Below are 17,181 nucleotides of genomic sequence, written 5' to 3'. Positions count from 1 at the left end.
TCATTCTTTTTTTTGCACCAGATGCGCAAGCTCCGGGTCATTCTTAATCCGTTCCAGCTCATCTTTCACAATCTGCTTCACCTCCGCCTTGATACGATTGTAGTTCTCCTGTATCTTCTCCCGCATGCGGTCGTTACCCTCGGCATCGGTGAAGTCGGTGATGATGGGAATAGGCTTATACCGTTTCGTCTCGGCAGCCACTTGGGCGTTATCGATGACGATCTCGGCATGGAAAATCTTCTGTTCGATACGCTCGTCGAAATTATCCGATACCGAGCCGACGAACATTCCCTGCGTCAGTCCCGAAATCTTACTCGGTGGTATGAGGGCATCCATCTGCGTATTGATGGAGGTCGAGACGTCTTGCCGGTTGATGGAGATAGACTGCCGCTTCTGCAACACTTTTCCGAAACGTTCCGAAAGCGTCTTCGCCGTCTCTCCCACCACCTGTCCAGAAAAGATGTTTCCTACCGTGTTCATCACGACTTTCGCCTCCTTATCGCCGTAGTCGCGCGTGAGCTGCGAAAAATCCTGAAAGCCTAGACACACCGCTACCTTGTTGCTGCGCGCCGTGGCAATGAGGTTGTCAAGTCCCTTAAAATAAATCGTGGGCAGCTCGTCGATGATGACCGACGATTTGAGCATCCCTTTCTTGTTGATAAGCTTCACGATGCGCGAGTTATACAAACCCAGTGCAGCCCCATAGATGTTCTGTCGATCAGGATTGTTGCCCACGCAGAGTATCTTCGGCTCTTCGGGATTATTAATGTCGAGCGTGAACTCATCGCCCGTCATCACCCAATACAACTGCGGCGATATCATCCTCGACAGCGGTATCTTCGCCGAAGCAATCTGTCCCGCTAGCTGCTCCATCGCTCCACCCTGCCACGCGTCCATGAAGGGAGAAAGATAGTTCTCCAACTCGGGATACGACGTGAGGATAGGAAACACATCCTCGTACTTCCGGTTGAGCAGTTCGATGGCATGTGGGAACGTGCAGTATTTCCCGTCCTGATAAATGCGCAGATACCAGATGATGGCGGCAAAGAGGATAATCGGGCTTTCCACGAAGAAGTCACCCTGCTTCTGTACCCACGTCTTGTTCAAGTTGAGCATAATCGTATAGGCACTCTCGTAGGCATCCGAAATGTCCGTCATGAAGTCGGGATGGATGGGATTACAGCGGTGCGACCGTCGAGGGTCGTCGAAGTTGATGACATAGAACTTAGGCTTCACCTTATACCCGTCCAAGTGGTTGATGAGGTGATTGTAGGCTATCATCGACAGGTCGGGAAACTTGAAGTCATAGACATACATCGAATACCCCTTTTCTATTTGTTGCTTGATGAACGAGTTGACCACGGCATAAGACTTTCCACTGCCCGGTGTACCCAGCACGATGGTGGCACGGAACGGGTTCACCACATTGATCCACCCGTTGTTCCATTTCTTCTTGTAGTAGAAGCGTGTGGGCAGATTAACGGAATATTCATTCTCCAGATACCGCGTTTCCTGCATAAAACTCTCGTTCTCGGTGTTGAATACATCGTCTATCAGGTTGTGCTTCAACAGCCGGCTCATCCACAATCCTGCCATCAACAGGCAGGCATAACCCGCTGAAATCATAACGACATAAAGCCCCACATCGATGGTAAAAGGCAACGGCAGATGGAGCAGCCATCCGTTAAGAAAGAACAGCACACCGCCCATGCCGAGTGCGGCATATATCTTTTCCCATGTTATCTTCTCGCCCTTCACGCCTTTCGTACCTAAACACGAAAGCCCCAAGAGCACCACGGCAAAGAGTTTTGTATAAAGCATGGAGGAGAAGAGTCCCACTGTCCGTTGGAAGTTCATCAGGATGCGGTCTACCACACCGATGCCAATCCCCCACGTGCGGATGGCTCCGTAACCATACCAATACACGTGGATAACTACCAAGATAATACTCACGGCACGCAGAAAATCCATGATCTTCGCCAATGCCCTCAAATCGTCTTCCTGTTGCATAATCTATTTTCGTTGTTAATTGTTTTTTATTATGTCGTTGCTTACATCGTTTGTTCAGTCTCCCTATATTGTCCGCCCTTTGCCCTTTCGTTTCTTGCGCCGTTTCATCTTTCGGATAAAATCTTCCTCTTCGGCGTTTACAGCCTGCCCGGAAAGATTGAAAAGTCCAAGACCAGAGGAAGAGAAATCGTTGTCGTCTTGGACAACAGAATGTTCCTGCACAGTCTCTTCGGGAGGAAGGGTAAACGGTACCGGCTTTTCATTTGTGTAGGGCAGCGTAAAGTGTTCTTGGAGGGCATTGGCGGAGAGTTCCTTGCCCATACGCGAGCCGTTGAGCACACAACCCGTGCGGTGGTTGATGAAGGTGGCTCCGTAGATGCGACCCTCGTCGGTAAGACGTAATACCGTGTCAATACCTTTGGCTTTGAGCAGGCTAACAAATTTGTCCTTGTGATAAGTCTTTCCAAGTGCTTGGAGCACCGTCCGCTTGGTAGGCTCTGTGAATTTCTTTTCGGCTATCTGCTTCTTCGATAAAGAAAAACGTTTCTCGATGGCGGCATAGCCTGCGGACTTGCCGAAGAGCGATGCCTTGAAAGGATTGCCCACCTTGTTGCCTTTATCGTCCGTTGCCGAGTAGACCAGCCCGTGATACTCCCGTCTTCCTACCTTTCCTCGCGTCTCTTCCACGTGGATATTGTAGAGCGAAAGCAGGGCACGGTATTCACCCATCGACTGAAAGCGGTAACGGGCGGTGAGAGAAAGAAGCACGCTTGCGATTTGCTTTTTTACATCGCCTTTATCGATGTTTACCGTATGGGCAGCTTCGCGTATCTCATTCCGTTTGCGTTCGGCAGGATGCAGGTTAAATTCCTTTTCGAGTTCCTTGCGTATGCGTTCGCTCCTGCGGAAAAGAAAGTCCTTGTCGATGCGTTTACCTTTCTCATCGACATTGACCGAAACGATGTGTACATGGTGGCGGTTGATGTCCTCGTGCTTGACAATTACATAGGGCTGGTTGCCGTAGCCGAGCCTTTCCATATACGCCTGCGCGATATTTGCCATCTCCATATCCGTGAGTCGATCGTCGGGATGCGGATTGAGCGAGACGTGAATCACCGTGTTGCGTGTCCTGACGTTTTCGGGCATGCAGTTACAAAAGTCACGCAGCAGCCGGGCGCAGTCCATCTGTCCGTCCCCACCATCGAACACTCTGTTGGTGGCAAGGAGTTTTCCCTCGTCCGCATTCACCTTCTGCGCATTGTAGGCAAGTGCGCCGTAGAGCGAGCTGCCGATGCTTATCTTTGCGACCATTGCTGCTCGAAGGTTTGGGTGAGACGAATGATTTGCTGCGTGATGAGCACCAATTCCTGCGTACATTTCTCCAATTTATAGAGCAGTGCCATCGCCTTTTTCTCGGAAAAGTGTACGCGCAGTTCCTTGACGACTTGGTTGTAGTTGTTGCCCACGGCGCGGTATTGCGCATGAAAAGACGAGAGCTTGGTGTAATAATCGAGCAGCGTCTTGTCTGTTTTTATCACGCGAAAAGGCTGCGAGAAGACGCGGGCCTTGATGAAAACCGCGCGGGCGTAGACACCCGATTGGTCGTACATGGAGAGAAATTTAAGCCATTCCTCGTCATCGAAACGCACCATGACGCAATGCGTCTTCCTTGTCTCCTTGGGGTGTTTGCCCCACTTGGGGCTGTCATAGCTGCCCCTGTTTTCATTTTCTTTTTTCATATTTCTGTGGATTAAGTGGTTTTGCGACTCGGCCGCCGTGCCGGTTGTTCCCCTATATGGGCAGAACTGCCTTTCAAAGGATTTCCGACTTCGGAGAAAATGCCTCCCTCTCCTTATGTTGAGAGGGCACCTTTCGGGAGTTACCCGAAAGCCTTTGAGTTACTCAAAGGACATCTTGCTGTGTCTTTGAGGACACAAACATCCGCCTTCGGACGGATGAGAGAGTTACCTTCAAGAGCCGTCAGGGAGAACACCGACCGACAGAGCTCGTCGCTCGGGTGCAAAATTAGGCAGAATATCCACCCGAAAACCGATAGGAATGACGCCAAAAGCTGCCACAACGACGCCACAAGCTGCCACGTGGCTGAAAAACGATACAAGTACCGACATTTTATTGTTTATTTGCACCGACAAACCAAAAGACGTCAGACAATCTGCCGGTTGGTCGGTTGAGAGAGACTCATGCCCCAATGGCCATAGGTTGGTTGCAACCGACACTTGATTGTCCGTTTCTCCGGCAGTATCTCTGCAAGGAGAATAGGCGATCGCAACCGACGGACGGCGAGAATGTGGTTGGAACGTCCAGCGGAAGAAACCGATAAACAAATGTATCAATATATGTATCATCCATAAAACCAAGAAGACAATGGACAAACAAAAAGACAAACCACTGTATGTTGCTTTCTCCACCCAGAAAGGCGGAGCAGGCAAGACGACGCTCACGGTACTCGTGGCGAGCTACCTGCATTACGTAAAGGGATATGACGTCGCCGTCATCGACTGCGACTTCCCCCAGTACAGCATCCATGACATGCGCAAACGCGACATGGACACCATTATGAAGGACGACTATTACAAGGTACAGGCGTATGACCTGCTCAGACAGCTGGGAAAGAAATACTATCCCATCGTCTGCAGCCGCGCCGAGGACGCCATCACCTCCGCAGAGAGCCTTTGCAGGGGAGGCAAGATGCCGGACGTCATCTTCTTCGACCTGCCCGGTACCATCAACAATGCCGAGATCGTCAATACCGTATCTCGGATGGACTATATCTTCACGCCCATCATCGCCGACCGTGTGGTGATGGAAAGCTCTATCAAATTTGCCACCGTCATCAACGAGCAGATGGTCGTCACGGGCAAATCCGCCATCAAGGGGATTTACCTGATATGGAACATGGTGGACGGGCGCGAAAAGACGGAACTCTATGAAGCCTACGAAAAAGTGTGCGCGGAGTTCGCCCTGCCCATCCTTTCCACCCGACTTCCCGACAGCAAGCGGTTCCGCAAGGAGATGGCATCCGAGCGAAAGGCGGTGTTCCGCTCCACGACATTCCCCACGGACAAGAGCCTGCTGCGGGGAAGCAATGTGGACAGGCTCGCAGACGAAATACTTGACATTATAAACCTCAAAAGATAAAGACAATGGCAAAGAAGACAAGAGTGGAAGACATCGACAGCAATTTCATCATCAACTCGTTCCGTCGGGACGACATGAGCATCCCACCCGAAGCAAGGACGAACGGAGTGGAAAGTGAAAAGCAGGAAGAGTCGGAAGATGAGGCGCCTATGGGAAAAGAAGCAGACAAGGAAGAAGAACAGAAGACGGAGGAAATGCCGACACGCCGCAGACGGTCGAAAGACAGGGAGCAGGAATACCTTGCCGCCTTTCACAAGGAAGTGGACATCCCTGCCCGTATCGGTAAGACCGTGTACATCCGCAAGGAGTACCACGAACGGATACAGCGTATCCTGCGCATCATCGCCAAGGACGAGGTGTCACTGTTCAGCTATATAGACAATGTGCTGACCTACCACTTCGAGCATTTCGGCGAAGAAATCAAAAAGTTATATGAAAACAACAGTTCAATATTCTAAAAACAAAAGACAATGGAAAAGAAAGACAACCTCTCCCTTTACAGGGAAACATTCTTGAAGAAGACGCATTACACAGCAAGAGACGGCAAACAGGTATACATTCCGGTCGTCTATCATGAGAAGATGCTCAAAATCGTACAGCTTATATGCAGCAACAGGGTTAATATCTCTGATTTGCTGTGCAATATGCTCGAAGAACATTTCAGAACACACGGCGAGGAACTCAAAGCCCTCTATGAGGAAGCCCTGCTTAAGAACATGGAGCTATGATGACCTTTCTCATCATTGCCCTGCTGGCATACAACGCTTGGCTGGCCTATCACCTTTTGAGCAGGCCGTCTGCCTCCAAAGGGCAAACGGCTTCAGAGGAAGAAACAAAAAAGAAACGCGAAGCGCAGGACGAGGTTGCTGATGTCGTGGGTAAGAGCCGTTTCAAAATGGAGGCCTCCGTACCCGCACAACAGGAAAGGACGACGCCACTCGCTGCCACTACGGCGCCACAAGCTGCCACGCAGGAAAAAACGGAGGCGGTAGATATCGAAGACACTATCTTTGCCGACGAAACGGACGAGAAGCCTTTCCGGCAAGTCCCCGCCGACCGCCTTGACGAGACCTTTACCGACATCAGGATAAATGACGTTGCAGACGAAAACGAAGACGCAGAGGACGGAGAGCCCGAAATGCCCGCGGCAAGGGGAACGAGCTTCGAGGACATCGACAGGGCGGTGAAGTCCGTGAGGAAGTCCGAAGCGGACGAAGCAGAAAAGCTCCACGCCGGCAAGACCTTCAAGGACATCGCCGAGACGGAACTCTTTCAAAAGCTCACCGATAGCTTCGCCGGCATCTCCGACAGGGTCAACGAGGTCATCGACCTCTATACTGCCCGTGCCGCAGAGGCAAAACCGCTCGTCCTGCCCGCGCGCATCGAAGACTTCGATATCCGCGATTTTGTATAACCCGTTAACAAGAAACGACAATGAAAGAAAAAGACTACGGATAAGGCGCACCTGTTGCCACTATATCCACAAGAAAGTTAAGTAAGACAATTTCAATTCAACCCCGACGGGCAGCGTATGACCGTTTTTCATGCACGCCCGTCACCAAACAAAGCTTTATGAACAACAAGCAAAAACTATTTCTCTCGGCAGTATTGCTTTTTACTGCCGCTTCCGCCCTTGCGCAGGGCAACGGCCTTTCGGGCATCAACCAAGCCACGAACATGGTGACCTCGTACTTCGATCCCGCCACGAAACTTATCTACGCCATCGGCGCCGTCGTGGGGCTTATCGGAGGAATGAAAGTCTATTCGAAGTTCTCGTCCGGCGATCCGGACACCTCGAAGACCGCCGCCTCTTGGTTCGGTGCCTGCATCTTCCTCATCGTGGCTGCCACCATCCTGCGTTCCTTCTTCCTCTAAACGACGAAAGGAATAGGAACGATGGCTGAGTTTTCAATCAACAAGGGGATCGGGGCATCGGTCGAGTTCAAGGGGCTGAAGGCACAGTACCTTTTCATCTTCGCGGCGGGACTGCTCACGCTGTTCGTCCTGTTCGTCATCCTCTACATGACGGGCATCGACCAGTGGTTCTGCATCGGCTTCGGGGTCGTCTCCGCCTCCGTCTTGGTGTGGGGAACGTTCGTCCTGAACCGCAAGTACGGTGCGCACGGGCTCATGAAGCTCGGTGCCGCCCGCCAGCGTCCGCGCTACCTGCTCCATCGCAAATCCCTTCCCCGTATCATCAGACACAAGAAACTTAAAAAGAAAGACGAAAATGAGGAACATTCTTAAAGCCACCACGGTGGAAAACAAGCTGCCCCTGCTTGCCGTGGAGAGCGGATGCATCATCTCCAAAGATGCCGACCTGACGGTCTGCTTCGCGGTGATGTTGCCCGAACTCTACACCGTCACGGCACAGGAGTACGAGGCGATACACGCCGCGTGGTGTAAGGCCGTCAAGGTGCTGCCCGACTTCTGTGTGGTGCACAAGCAGGACTGGTTCATTAAGGAAAGCTACCGCCCCGACCTGCAAAAGGAGGACATGAGTTTTCTTTCCCGCAGCTTCGAGCGGCACTTCAACGAACGTCCGTACCTCAAGCACAGCTGCTACCTCTATCTCACCAAGACGACCAAGGAGCGCAACCGCCGCGAGAGCAACTTCTCCACGCTCTGCCGCGGACACATCGTGCCCAAAGAAGTCGACAAAGAGACGGCAGGCAAGTTCTTGGAAGCTACGGAGCAGTTCGAGCGCATCATGAACGACTCGGGCTTCATCACGCTGAAGAGACTCTCCGACGAGGAGCTGGTCGGCACCGACGACACGGCGGGCATCATCGAGCGGTATCTCTCCCTGCTGCCCGAGGGCGACACCTGCCTGCAGGACATCGACCTCTCGCCGCGCGAGATGCGGGTGGGCGACAACCGCCTGTGCCTCTTCACCCTCTCCGAGCCGGGCGACCTGCCCGCCAAGGTGGGCACCGACATCCGCTACGAACGGCTCTCCACCGACCGCTCCGACTGCCGCCTGTCGTTCGCCGCACCTGTGGGACTGCTGCTGCCCTGCAACCACATCTACAACCAGTACCTCTTCCTCGACAACAGCGAGGAGAACTTGCAGAAGTTCGAGAAATCCGCCAAGAACATGCAGTCGCTCTCGCGCTACAGCCGCAGCAACGCCATCAATCAGGATTGGATAGAGGAGTACCTCAACGAGGCACGCTCCTTCGGGCTGACCTCCGTCAGGGCGCACTTCAACGTCATGGCGTGGAGCGACGACGAGGAGGAGCTCAGGCACATCAAGAACGACACGGGCAGCCAGCTGGCGAGCATGGAGTGCATGCCGCGCCACAACACCGTGGACTGCCCGACGCTCTTCTGGGCGGCCATGCCCGGCAACGGCGCCGACTTCCCCGCCGAGGAGAGTTTTTACACGTTCACCGAACAGGCGGTGTGCCTCTTCACCGAGGAGACCAACTACCGCAGCTCGCCCTCACCCTTCGGAATCAAGATGGTCGACCGCCTCACGGGCAAGCCCCTGCATCTGGACATCTCCGACCTGCCCATGAAGCGCGGCGTCATCACCAACCGCAACAAGTTCGTGCTCGGTCCCTCGGGCAGCGGCAAGTCATTCTTCATGAACCACCTCGTGCGCCAGTACTACGAGCAGGGCACGCACGTGGTGCTCGTGGACACGGGCAACTCCTATCAGGGGCTCTGCGAGATGATACGGCGGAAGACAGGCGGCACGGACGGCATCTACTTCACCTACACGGAAGAGAAGCCCATCTCGTTCAACCCCTTCTACACCGACGACTACGTCTTCGACGTGGAGAAGAAGGACAGCATCAAGACGCTGCTGCTTACGCTGTGGAAGAGCGAAAGTCAGGAAGTCTCCAAGACCGAGTCCGCCGAGCTGGGCAGCGCCGTGTCCGCCTATGTGGAGCTGATACGCGCCGACAGGAGCGTCACGCCCTGCTTCAACACCTTTTACGAGTATATGAAAGGTACCTACCGGCAGGAGCTGGAGGCACGCGATATCAAGGTGGAGAAGTCCGACTTCAACATCGACAACTTCCTCACCACGCTCCGGCAGTACTACCGCGGCGGACGTTACGACTTCCTGCTCAATTCGGCGGAGAACATCGACCTGCTCTCCAAGCGTTTCATCGTCTTCGAGATTGACAGCATCAAGGAGAACCGCGAACTCTTCCCCGTGGTGACCATCATCATCATGGAGGCTTTCATCAACAAGATGCGGCGACTCAAAGGCGTGCGCAAGCAGCTCATCGTAGAAGAGGCGTGGAAAGCGCTCTCCTCGGCGAACATGGCCGAATACCTGCGCTACATGTACAAGACGGTGAGAAAATACTTCGGCGAGGCCATCGTGGTGACGCAGGAGGTGGACGACATCATCTCCTCGCCCGTGGTCAAGGAGAGCATCATCAACAACTCCGACTGCAAGATACTGCTCGACCAGCGCAAGTACATGAACAAGTTCGACCAGATACAGGCGCTCTTGGGGCTCACCGACAAGGAACGCGGTCAGATTCTCTCCATCAACATGGCCAACCACCCGGGGCGGCTCTACAAGGAGGTGTGGATCGGGCTGGGCGGCGTGCAGAGTGCCGTCTATGCCACGGAGGTAAGTCCCGAGGAATACCTCGCCTACACCACCGAGGAGACCGAGAAAGTGGAAGTGCGCGCACTGGCGGAGCAGTACGGCGGCGATATCGAGAAAGCTATCCGGGAGCTGGCCGAGCGAAGGCGGGCGGCATGGAGCGGCTAATCCCGTCGGACATATCATTGGATATATCGGTTTAGCCAAACGTGGAAAAATAATTAGACAAACCTGTATAATGAGCTGTACAAGTCTGTATAAGTAATTATACAAGCCTGTATAACCGGTTATACAAACGCGTATAAGCTGCTTTGTCCACGTATGCGAGACTGACACATCCTTATCTTAGTCAAGAGACAGCACATTTAGTATTCACATCAACATCAACAAAGAAATGAAAACAAGAGTATTTACCATCATCGCCCTTTGCCTGCTCTTTGCGGGCAGGGCAAGCGCGCAGTGGGCGGTCATCGACCCCTCCAACATCGCGCAGAGCATCATCAACGCCGGGAAGAACATCGCACAGACCACGACCACGGCGCAGAACATGGTCAAGAACTTTCGGGAGACCGTGAAGATTTACGAGCAGGGTAAGAAATACTACGACGCCCTCAAATCGGTGAACAACCTTATCAAGGACGCTCAGAAGGTGCGCAAGACCATTCTCATGGTGGGCGAGATTACCGACGTCTACGTGAACAGCTACCGCCGGATGCTGCACGACAGCAATTTTTCGCCCGCCGAGCTCAGTGCCATCGCCTTCGGCTACACCAAGCTCCTCGAAGAGAGCAACGACGTGCTCAAGGAACTCAAGCAGGTGGTGAACATCACCACGCTCTCGATGACCGACAAGGACAGAATGGACGTGGTAGACCGCTGTTACATGCGGATGAAGAACTACCGCAACCTCGTGAATTACTACACCAATAAGAACATCTCCGTGAGCTACCTGCGCGCCAAGAAGAGGAACGACCTCGACCGTGTGATGGCGCTCTACGGCAATGCGAACCAAAGATACTGGTAGGCCATGAACTTCGACAACCTTCACGAAATCCTCCGTTCGCTCTACGAGGAGATGATGCCGTTGTGTGCCGACATGGCGGGCGTGGCGAAGGGCATCGCCGGTCTGGGTGCGCTCTTCTACGTGGCTTACCGCGTGTGGCAGTCGCTCGCCCGTGCCGAGCCCATCGACGTCTTTCCGATGCTGCGCCCCTTTGTCATCGGGCTGTGCATCATGTTCTTCCCTACGGTGGTGCTCGGCACGCTTAACGGCGTGATGAGTCCCATCGTCAAGGGCACCAACGGGATGTTGCAGGAGCAGACCTTCGACATGAAGAAGTACCGCGAGCAGAAAGACAAGTTGGAATACGAGGCGATGGCGCGCAACCCCGAGACCGCCTACTTGGTGAGCGATGAGGCGTTCGACAAGCAGATCGAGGAGCTGGGGTTCTCGCCAGCCGACTTGGCGACGATGACAGGGATGTATCTCGAACGCGGTGCCTACAACCTCGAAAAGAAAGTGCGCGACTTCTTCCGCAGCATCATGGAGCTGCTCTTCGAGGCCGCCGCCCTCATCATCGACACCCTGCGTACGTTCTTCCTCGTCGTGCTGGCGATACTCGGGCCGATTGCCTTCGCCATCTCCGTGTGGGACGGCTTTCAGTCTACGCTCACGCAGTGGGTCTGCCGCTATGTGCAGGTGTACCTCTGGCTGCCCGTATCGGATCTGTTCAGCACCATACTGGCAAGAATACAGATACTGATGCTGCAGAACGACATCACCGAGTTGCAGAATAATCCTGCCTTCTCCATCGATGCGAGCAACGGGGTGTACATCGTCTTCCTCGTCATCGGCATCGTGGGCTACTTCACCATCCCCACCGTCTCGGGCTGGATCATTCAGGCGGGCGGCATGGGCAGCTACAACCGCAGCATCAACAACATGGCGAGCCTTGCCGGCAAGCGGGCGGCAGGTGCAGCGGGAGCCGTGGCGGGCAACGCCGCCGGGCGTGCGGGACACCTCATCAAGTCCGCTTACCAGCGCATGAAATCGTAAAACAGAAAAGAAAGAAACGAATAGAACAATGGAATTCAAATCTCTAAAGAACATCGAAAGCTCGTTCAGGCAGATACGCCTGTTCGGCATCATCTTCCTCTGCCTGTGCACGGCCATCGTGGGCTACACGCTGTGGAGCTCCTACCGGTTTGCCGAGCGGCAGCGCGAGAAGATTTACGTATTGGACGGGGGCAAGAGCCTGATGCTCGCCCTCTCGCAGGACTTGTCGCAGAACCGCCCCGCCGAGGCGCGGGAGCATGTGCGGCGTTTCCACGAACTCTTCTTCACCCTCTCGCCGGACAAGAGCGCCATCGAACACAATGTCCGCCGCGCCCTGCTCTTGGCAGACAAGAGTGCCTACGACTGCTATGCCGACTTTGCTGAAAAGGGCTATTACAACCGCATCATCGCGGGCGGCATCAACCAGACGCTCCGGGTGGACAGCGTGGTGTGCAGCTTCGACATCTATCCCTACCGCGCCGTGACCTATGCCACACAGCTCATCATCCGGCAGAGCAACGTCACCCGACGGAGTCTCAAGACGGAGTGCCGCCTCCTGAACGCTGCCCGTTCGGACGACAATCCCAATGGCTTTACTATCGAGGGTTTTAATATTCTCGAAAACAAGGACCTTCAAACCGTGAAACGATGAAAAGGAAAAAGACCAGCAAGGCACTATGGCGGGCATTGTGGAAAGTCTACGACTTCCGCAAACGCGCTTTACGGCGGTTGCGGGCTTACCACGACAACCTGTCCGAGCGGACGCGGCGGCGCATCGTCCTGACGATGCTCGTCCTCTTCGCCCTGCTCTCGCTCTATACCGTCGGCAAATCAGTCTATGGTCTGCTGCATGGTGGCGGCGAGCGCATGGAAATCAAACATATTCAAACGTTCAAACAAAAACGATAATGACACAGACAAGTAAAGAAAAACAGAAACGACCGCTCACCGAAGCCGAGCGGCAGCGGAGGATGAAACTGCTCGTCTATCCGCTCATGGTGCTGCTCTTCGCCGGCTCGATGTGGCTCATCTTCGCGCCCTCGTCCGCGGATAAGGCAAAGGAAGACGCAGGCAAGGGCTTCAACATAGAGATGCCCGCCGCCGACAGTACGGGCATCATCGCCGACAAGCGGAAAGCCTACGAGGCGGCAGAGATGGAGCAGCGGCAGCAACAGCGCAACCGAGACCTGCAAGACCTCGGCTCGCTCTTTTCCTCGGATAATACGAGTACAGCCCATGCCGCCATCGATGATTTCGGCACGGGCGGGCAACCCTCCCCGCAGGACAACGCACAGGGCGGCACTTCCTCCGTACGCTCATCACTGGGTGCCTACCGCGACCTCAACACCACGCTGGGCGGCTTTTACGAGCGCGAGCAACCGAGGCCGGACTCGGAAAAGGAAGAACTCAAAGTCCGCCTGCACGAACTGGAAGAACGTCTGAATACGCAAAGCAGCCGTTCCTCCGCGATGGACGAGCAGGAGGCGCTCTTGGAAAAGTCCTACCGGCTGGCGGCGAAGTACATGCCCGCTTCGGGCAGCTCTGCACCTTTCGGCAAGGCTGCCACGGGCGACACGCTGCAAGCGGCTACCTCGGCAGGCGTACACAGGAAAGCCGTGGTGACACCCGTCAAGCGGGTGGTGCGGCAGGTGGTCTCTGCGCTCGGGCAGCCTATGACGGACGAAGCCTTCATCGCCGCCCACTCCCAAGCGCGTAACTACGGCTTTCAGACGGCGGTGGGTGTGCAGGCTGCGGCGGAGAAGAACACCATCGCCGCCACCGTCTATGGCAACCAGACCGTCAGCGACGGACAGGCGGTGCGCCTGCGGCTCTCTGAACCGATGGCGACGGGCGAACGTATCCTGCCGAAGAACACCCTTATAACGGGCGCGGCCAAGATACAGGGCGAACGGCTCACCATCGTCATCGAGACGCTCGAATACGGCGGTACGCTCATCCCCACCGCTCTCTCGGTCTATGATACCGATGGACAGGAGGGCATCTTCATTCCCAATTCGATGGAGCGCAGTGCCGCCAAGGAGATTGCCGCCAACATGGGCACCGCCGCGGGTAGCAGCATGAACATCTCCACCGATGCGGGGGCGCAGCTCGCCGCTGACGTGGGCAAGGGGCTGCTGCAAGGCACGTCGCAGTACTTCGCCAAAAAGGTGCGTGCCGTCAAGGTGCATCTCAAGGCGGGCTACCGCGTGTTGCTTTTTCAAAAGAAAGATTAATCGACAATGTTTTTATTACCAACTAAATCCAACAGTAAAATGAAGAAAATGTTATTTGTCCTCGCCCTCTTTATGGGCGTAACATGTGCGAATGCACAGCAACAGGGTATCAAACAGGTAAAACCGGTGAGCGTTGCTGCCGCTGCACCGTATGACGGACTAACGCGACAGCTGACCTTCGAGCGGATGATACCGCCTCACGGATTGGAAGTGACCTATGGAAAGACGGTGCACATCCTCTTCCCCGCAGAAGTGCGCTACGTAGACCTCGGCTCGCCCGACCTCATCGCCGGTAAGGCGGACGGAGCGGAGAATGTCATCCGCGTAAAATCCACTGTCAAGGGTTTTCAGGGGGAGACGAACATGAGCGTCATCACCGAAGATGGCTGCTTCTACACTTTTAATGTACGCTATGCCGACGAGCCGCTGCTGCTCAATGTGGAGATGACGGACATCATTCACGACGGGGAGAGTGCGAACCGTCCGAACAATGCGCAGGAGGTGTACCTTAACGAACTGGGCAGCGAGAGCCCGATGCTCGTGCGGCTCATCATGAAGTCCATTTACAGGCAGGACAGACGAACAGTCAAGCACATCGGCTGCAAGCGTTTCGGCGTGCAATACCTGCTCAAGGGCATCTATACGCACGGCGGACTGATTTACTTCCATACCGAAATCAGGAACCAAAGCCACATTCCTTTCGACGTGGATTACATTACGTGGAAAATCGTGGATAAGAAGGTGGCCAAGCGCACGGCCGTGCAGGAGCAGGTCGTGCTTCCGCTGCGGGCACAGAACTATGTTACCTGCGTGCCGGGTGGCAAGAGTGAGCGCACGGTCTTTGCCATGACGAAGTTCACCATCCCCGACGGTAAGCAACTTGTCGTGGAGCTGTGCGAGAAGAACGGCGGCAGGCATCAATCGTTCACCATCGAGAATGAAGACCTTGTGCGTGCAAGGGAAATCAGCGAACTTGAAGTGAAATGACATGAGAAAGCTTGCATTTTTCCTCTTTGTCGTGTCGCTTGCCCTCTTTGCAGGGCAGGCGCACGCCCAGCGCTGTCTGCCCGGAATGAAAGGCATACGCCTCACGGCTGGCATGGTGGATGGTTTTTATGCCAACTCTACAAGTAATAATGCGGGCTATTCGTTCGGGGCTTCGCTTGCCACTTACACCAAAGGCGGCAATCAATGGGTGTTCGGGGCGGAGTATCTCCGCAGATACCATCCCTATCGCGAGAGCCGCATTCCCGTGGAGCAGTTCATAGCAGAGGGCGGTTTCTTCTGTGACGTGCTTTCGGACGGCAGCAAGACCTTTTTCCTGTCGGCGGGTGTTTCCGCCTTGGCAGGCTATGAGACGGTCAATGGCGGCAATAAACTGCTCTTCGACGGCTCTATGATACGCAATAAAGACGGTTTTGTTTACGGTGGTGCCGTTACTTTACAGGCGGAGACCTATCTGACGGACAGATTGGTGCTGCTGCTCTACGGCAGGGAACGCTGTCTGTGGGGAGGTGCTACGGGGCATTTCCATGCGCAGTACGGTGTCGGACTGAAAATCATGATGGACTGACGATGGACGTACGACGAATGAGAGAAATCCCTATTGCGGACTTCCTGAACGCGATGGGGGTTCGTCCGGCTAAACAGCGAGGACAGGTCTTGTGGTATTCCGCTCCGTACCGCACGGAGCGGACGCCCTCCTTCAAGGTCGACACCACCAAGAATGTATGGTTCGACTTTGGAACGGGCAAAGGTGGCGACATCTTCGACTTGGCAGGAGTATTCATCGGGAGTGAGGATTTTCTTTTGCGGGCGGCTTTTATCGCAAAGAGCGGTGCGTGTCCGCTTCCCGTTATGGAGCGACCACAAAGGAACAAAGAAAGAGAACCCGCTTTTGAGGATATTTGGGTGTGTTCCTTGCAGGACAGCAAATTGCTGGACTATATAGAAGAACGGGGCATCGATGCTCATGTTGCCATCCCCAACTGCGAGGAGGTGAGGTACCGTGTACATGGCAAACGATATTATGCTGTCGGTTTCCGCAACAGGAGCGGAGGGATGGAACTGCGTAACCGCTTCTTCAAGGGGTGCATACCGCCGAAGGACATTTCACTGAAAACTGGTGGCTCGGACGCATGTGCCATCTTTGAGGGCTTTATGGATTATCTCTCTGCCATACAACTCGGTATTATCGCTTCGGATTGGCTTGTGCTTAATTCCGTTTCCAACCTGGAGAAAGCTTTGCAAGTGCTGAGCGATTATCAGAGGATTGAATGCTATCTCGACAATGACGAAGCGGGACGAAGGACTTTTGATAGGTTGAGAGTAAACTTCGGGGATAAAGTCGTTGACTGTTCCTCTCTGTATGCCGACCATAAGGATTTGAATGAGTACCTGCTCTCTTGGCGGGCAGGAATGAATGTATAACGATAAAAAATAACGAACAAATGAGAAAGAAAATTTTTAATATGATTTGGGTAATGGGAGTGCTTACCCTTGCAGGGTTTTGTCTATCTGCTTGTGATAACGAGTTAGATATTCAAACGGCATATCCATTCAAGTTAGAGACGATGCCCATACCGGGCAGGATAACAAAAGGGCAGACCGTGGAGATACGCTGCATACTCGTGCGGCAGGGGCGGTTTGCCGACACGCGCTACAGTATCAGGTATTTCCAATATGATGGTACAGGTGTGCTGTGCATGGATGACGGCACGGTGTTCAAGCCTAATGACCGTTATCCGCTTAAACGCGAGGTGTTCCGCCTCTATTACACCTCCGCTACTACCGATGCGCAGAAACTCACGGTAACGGTGGAGAGTTCCGACGGACAGGCACAGGAGCTGGAACTTAGTTTCAACAACGACACGAAAAAGGACGAGAGTGGCGGGCAGGGTATTTCGTCAAAAGAGGATGAGAGGCATTTTGGCGGCAGGCGTTAGGCGAATATTTTGCTTGCGTCTGCTTGTACTCACAGCTCTTTCCTTGCCTGCACAGCCACGACAACCGCTTTCACGCTTCGAACGTGCTGTGCGCTGCGTGAAATACTTCGAGGGCTGGCATGGGCGTGATAGGCATCCGTATTATCTAAAGACAAACATTATCCAAAGATTCACGGAAGAATTCGTTGAGGATGAGGATGTTGA

The 17,181-nt window shown here is 54.1% G+C and carries 20 protein-coding genes and 1 pseudogene; 17 read left to right on the top strand and 4 right to left on the bottom strand.

Annotated features, from left to right (window positions below):
* The 4 genes from mobC to X919_RS16610 all read right to left on the bottom strand — a co-directional run bounded on the left by mobC (position 1) and on the right by X919_RS16610 (position 4,376).
* Positions 1 to 2,013, bottom strand: coding sequence for a conjugal transfer protein MobC (mobC, locus tag X919_RS0108550; RefSeq protein WP_028899752.1), 2,013 nt, complete (start codon positions 2,011 to 2,013; stop codon positions 1 to 3).
* 60 nt (positions 2,014 to 2,073) lie between these two features.
* Positions 2,074 to 3,321 (bottom strand): conjugal transfer protein MobB, encoded by a 1,248-nt coding sequence (mobB, locus tag X919_RS0108545; RefSeq protein ID WP_028899751.1) that lies wholly within the window; start codon positions 3,319 to 3,321, stop codon positions 2,074 to 2,076.
* The gene (mobA, locus tag X919_RS0108540; protein WP_025800058.1) at positions 3,306 to 3,749 is read right to left on the bottom strand and encodes a conjugal transfer protein MobA; all 444 of its coding nucleotides are present in this window, start codon (positions 3,747 to 3,749) and stop codon (positions 3,306 to 3,308) included. Before mobA ends, mobB begins: the two co-directional genes overlap by 16 nt.
* Positions 3,750 to 3,980: 231 nt before the next feature.
* Entirely contained in the window at positions 3,981 to 4,376 is a 396-nt protein-coding gene (locus X919_RS16610) for a hypothetical protein (RefSeq protein WP_028899750.1), read from the bottom strand.
* A gap of 19 nt (positions 4,377 to 4,395) precedes the next feature.
* On the opposite strand from X919_RS16610, the gene X919_RS0108530 reads away from it, so the two are divergent.
* The 17 genes and pseudogenes from X919_RS0108530 to X919_RS17260 all read left to right on the top strand — a co-directional run.
* Positions 4,396 to 5,169 (top strand): ParA family protein, encoded by a 774-nt coding sequence (locus X919_RS0108530; RefSeq protein WP_028899749.1) that lies wholly within the window; start codon positions 4,396 to 4,398, stop codon positions 5,167 to 5,169.
* A gap of 5 nt (positions 5,170 to 5,174) precedes the next feature.
* Entirely contained in the window at positions 5,175 to 5,627 is a 453-nt protein-coding gene (locus tag X919_RS0108525) for a DUF3408 domain-containing protein (protein WP_028899748.1), read from the top strand.
* Between the two features lie 12 nt (positions 5,628 to 5,639).
* A complete protein-coding gene (locus tag X919_RS0108520) occupies positions 5,640 to 5,897 on the top strand; it encodes a DUF3408 domain-containing protein (protein WP_004351993.1) in 258 nt (85 codons plus the stop codon).
* Positions 5,894 to 6,583, top strand: coding sequence for a hypothetical protein (locus X919_RS0108515; RefSeq protein WP_028899747.1), 690 nt, complete (start codon positions 5,894 to 5,896; stop codon positions 6,581 to 6,583). The genes X919_RS0108520 and X919_RS0108515 overlap by 4 nt, the downstream gene beginning before the upstream one ends.
* 158 nt (positions 6,584 to 6,741) lie before the next feature.
* On the top strand, positions 6,742 to 7,044 hold the full coding sequence (locus X919_RS0108510) for a DUF4134 domain-containing protein (protein WP_009162067.1): 303 nt from the start codon (positions 6,742 to 6,744) through the stop codon (positions 7,042 to 7,044).
* A 21-nt stretch (positions 7,045 to 7,065) separates the two neighbouring features.
* The gene (locus tag X919_RS16150) at positions 7,066 to 7,416 is read left to right on the top strand and encodes a DUF4133 domain-containing protein (protein ID WP_081759447.1); all 351 of its coding nucleotides are present in this window, start codon (positions 7,066 to 7,068) and stop codon (positions 7,414 to 7,416) included.
* Entirely contained in the window at positions 7,400 to 9,910 is a 2,511-nt protein-coding gene (locus X919_RS0108500) for a TraG family conjugative transposon ATPase (RefSeq protein WP_028899745.1), read from the top strand. Before X919_RS16150 ends, X919_RS0108500 begins: the two co-directional genes overlap by 17 nt.
* 226 nt (positions 9,911 to 10,136) lie before the next feature.
* Positions 10,137 to 10,766: a DUF4141 domain-containing protein gene (locus tag X919_RS0108495; RefSeq protein WP_004351905.1), complete on the top strand. Its 630-nt coding sequence runs from the start codon at positions 10,137 to 10,139 to the stop codon at positions 10,764 to 10,766.
* 3 nt (positions 10,767 to 10,769) lie between these two features.
* Complete coding sequence (gene traJ / locus X919_RS0108490) at positions 10,770 to 11,798, top strand: conjugative transposon protein TraJ (RefSeq protein ID WP_004351926.1); 1,029 nt, start codon at positions 10,770 to 10,772, stop codon at positions 11,796 to 11,798.
* A gap of 28 nt (positions 11,799 to 11,826) precedes the next feature.
* Entirely contained in the window at positions 11,827 to 12,450 is a 624-nt protein-coding gene (gene traK, locus X919_RS0108485) for a conjugative transposon protein TraK (RefSeq protein ID WP_028899744.1), read from the top strand.
* The gene (locus X919_RS0108480; RefSeq protein ID WP_028899743.1) at positions 12,447 to 12,707 is read left to right on the top strand and encodes a TraL conjugative transposon family protein; all 261 of its coding nucleotides are present in this window, start codon (positions 12,447 to 12,449) and stop codon (positions 12,705 to 12,707) included. Before traK ends, X919_RS0108480 begins: the two co-directional genes overlap by 4 nt.
* A complete protein-coding gene (traM, locus tag X919_RS0108475) occupies positions 12,707 to 14,032 on the top strand; it encodes a conjugative transposon protein TraM (protein WP_028899742.1) in 1,326 nt (441 codons plus the stop codon). Before X919_RS0108480 ends, traM begins: the two co-directional genes overlap by 1 nt.
* A 39-nt stretch (positions 14,033 to 14,071) precedes the next feature.
* Positions 14,072 to 15,019 carry a conjugative transposon protein TraN gene (gene traN, locus X919_RS0108470; RefSeq protein ID WP_028899741.1) on the top strand — a complete coding sequence of 316 codons (948 nt, stop codon included), beginning with the start codon at positions 14,072 to 14,074 and terminating at the stop codon, positions 15,017 to 15,019.
* Position 15,020: 1 nt separating this feature from the next.
* On the top strand, positions 15,021 to 15,605 hold the full coding sequence (locus tag X919_RS0108465) for a conjugal transfer protein TraO (RefSeq protein ID WP_028899740.1): 585 nt from the start codon (positions 15,021 to 15,023) through the stop codon (positions 15,603 to 15,605).
* A gap of 2 nt (positions 15,606 to 15,607) precedes the next feature.
* Complete coding sequence (locus X919_RS0108460; RefSeq protein WP_028899739.1) at positions 15,608 to 16,462, top strand: toprim domain-containing protein; 855 nt, start codon at positions 15,608 to 15,610, stop codon at positions 16,460 to 16,462.
* A 20-nt stretch (positions 16,463 to 16,482) separates the two neighbouring features.
* The gene (locus X919_RS0108455; protein WP_028899738.1) at positions 16,483 to 16,977 is read left to right on the top strand and encodes a DUF3872 domain-containing protein; all 495 of its coding nucleotides are present in this window, start codon (positions 16,483 to 16,485) and stop codon (positions 16,975 to 16,977) included.
* Between the two features lie 13 nt (positions 16,978 to 16,990).
* Positions 16,991 to 17,181 (top strand): annotated as a pseudogene (locus X919_RS17260) (glycoside hydrolase); the annotation flags it as partial.

This window comes from Prevotella sp. HJM029 (assembly GCF_000599605.1).
Classification (GTDB): domain Bacteria; phylum Bacteroidota; class Bacteroidia; order Bacteroidales; family Bacteroidaceae; genus Prevotella.
This window is presented reverse-complemented; position numbering and strand designations above follow the sequence as displayed.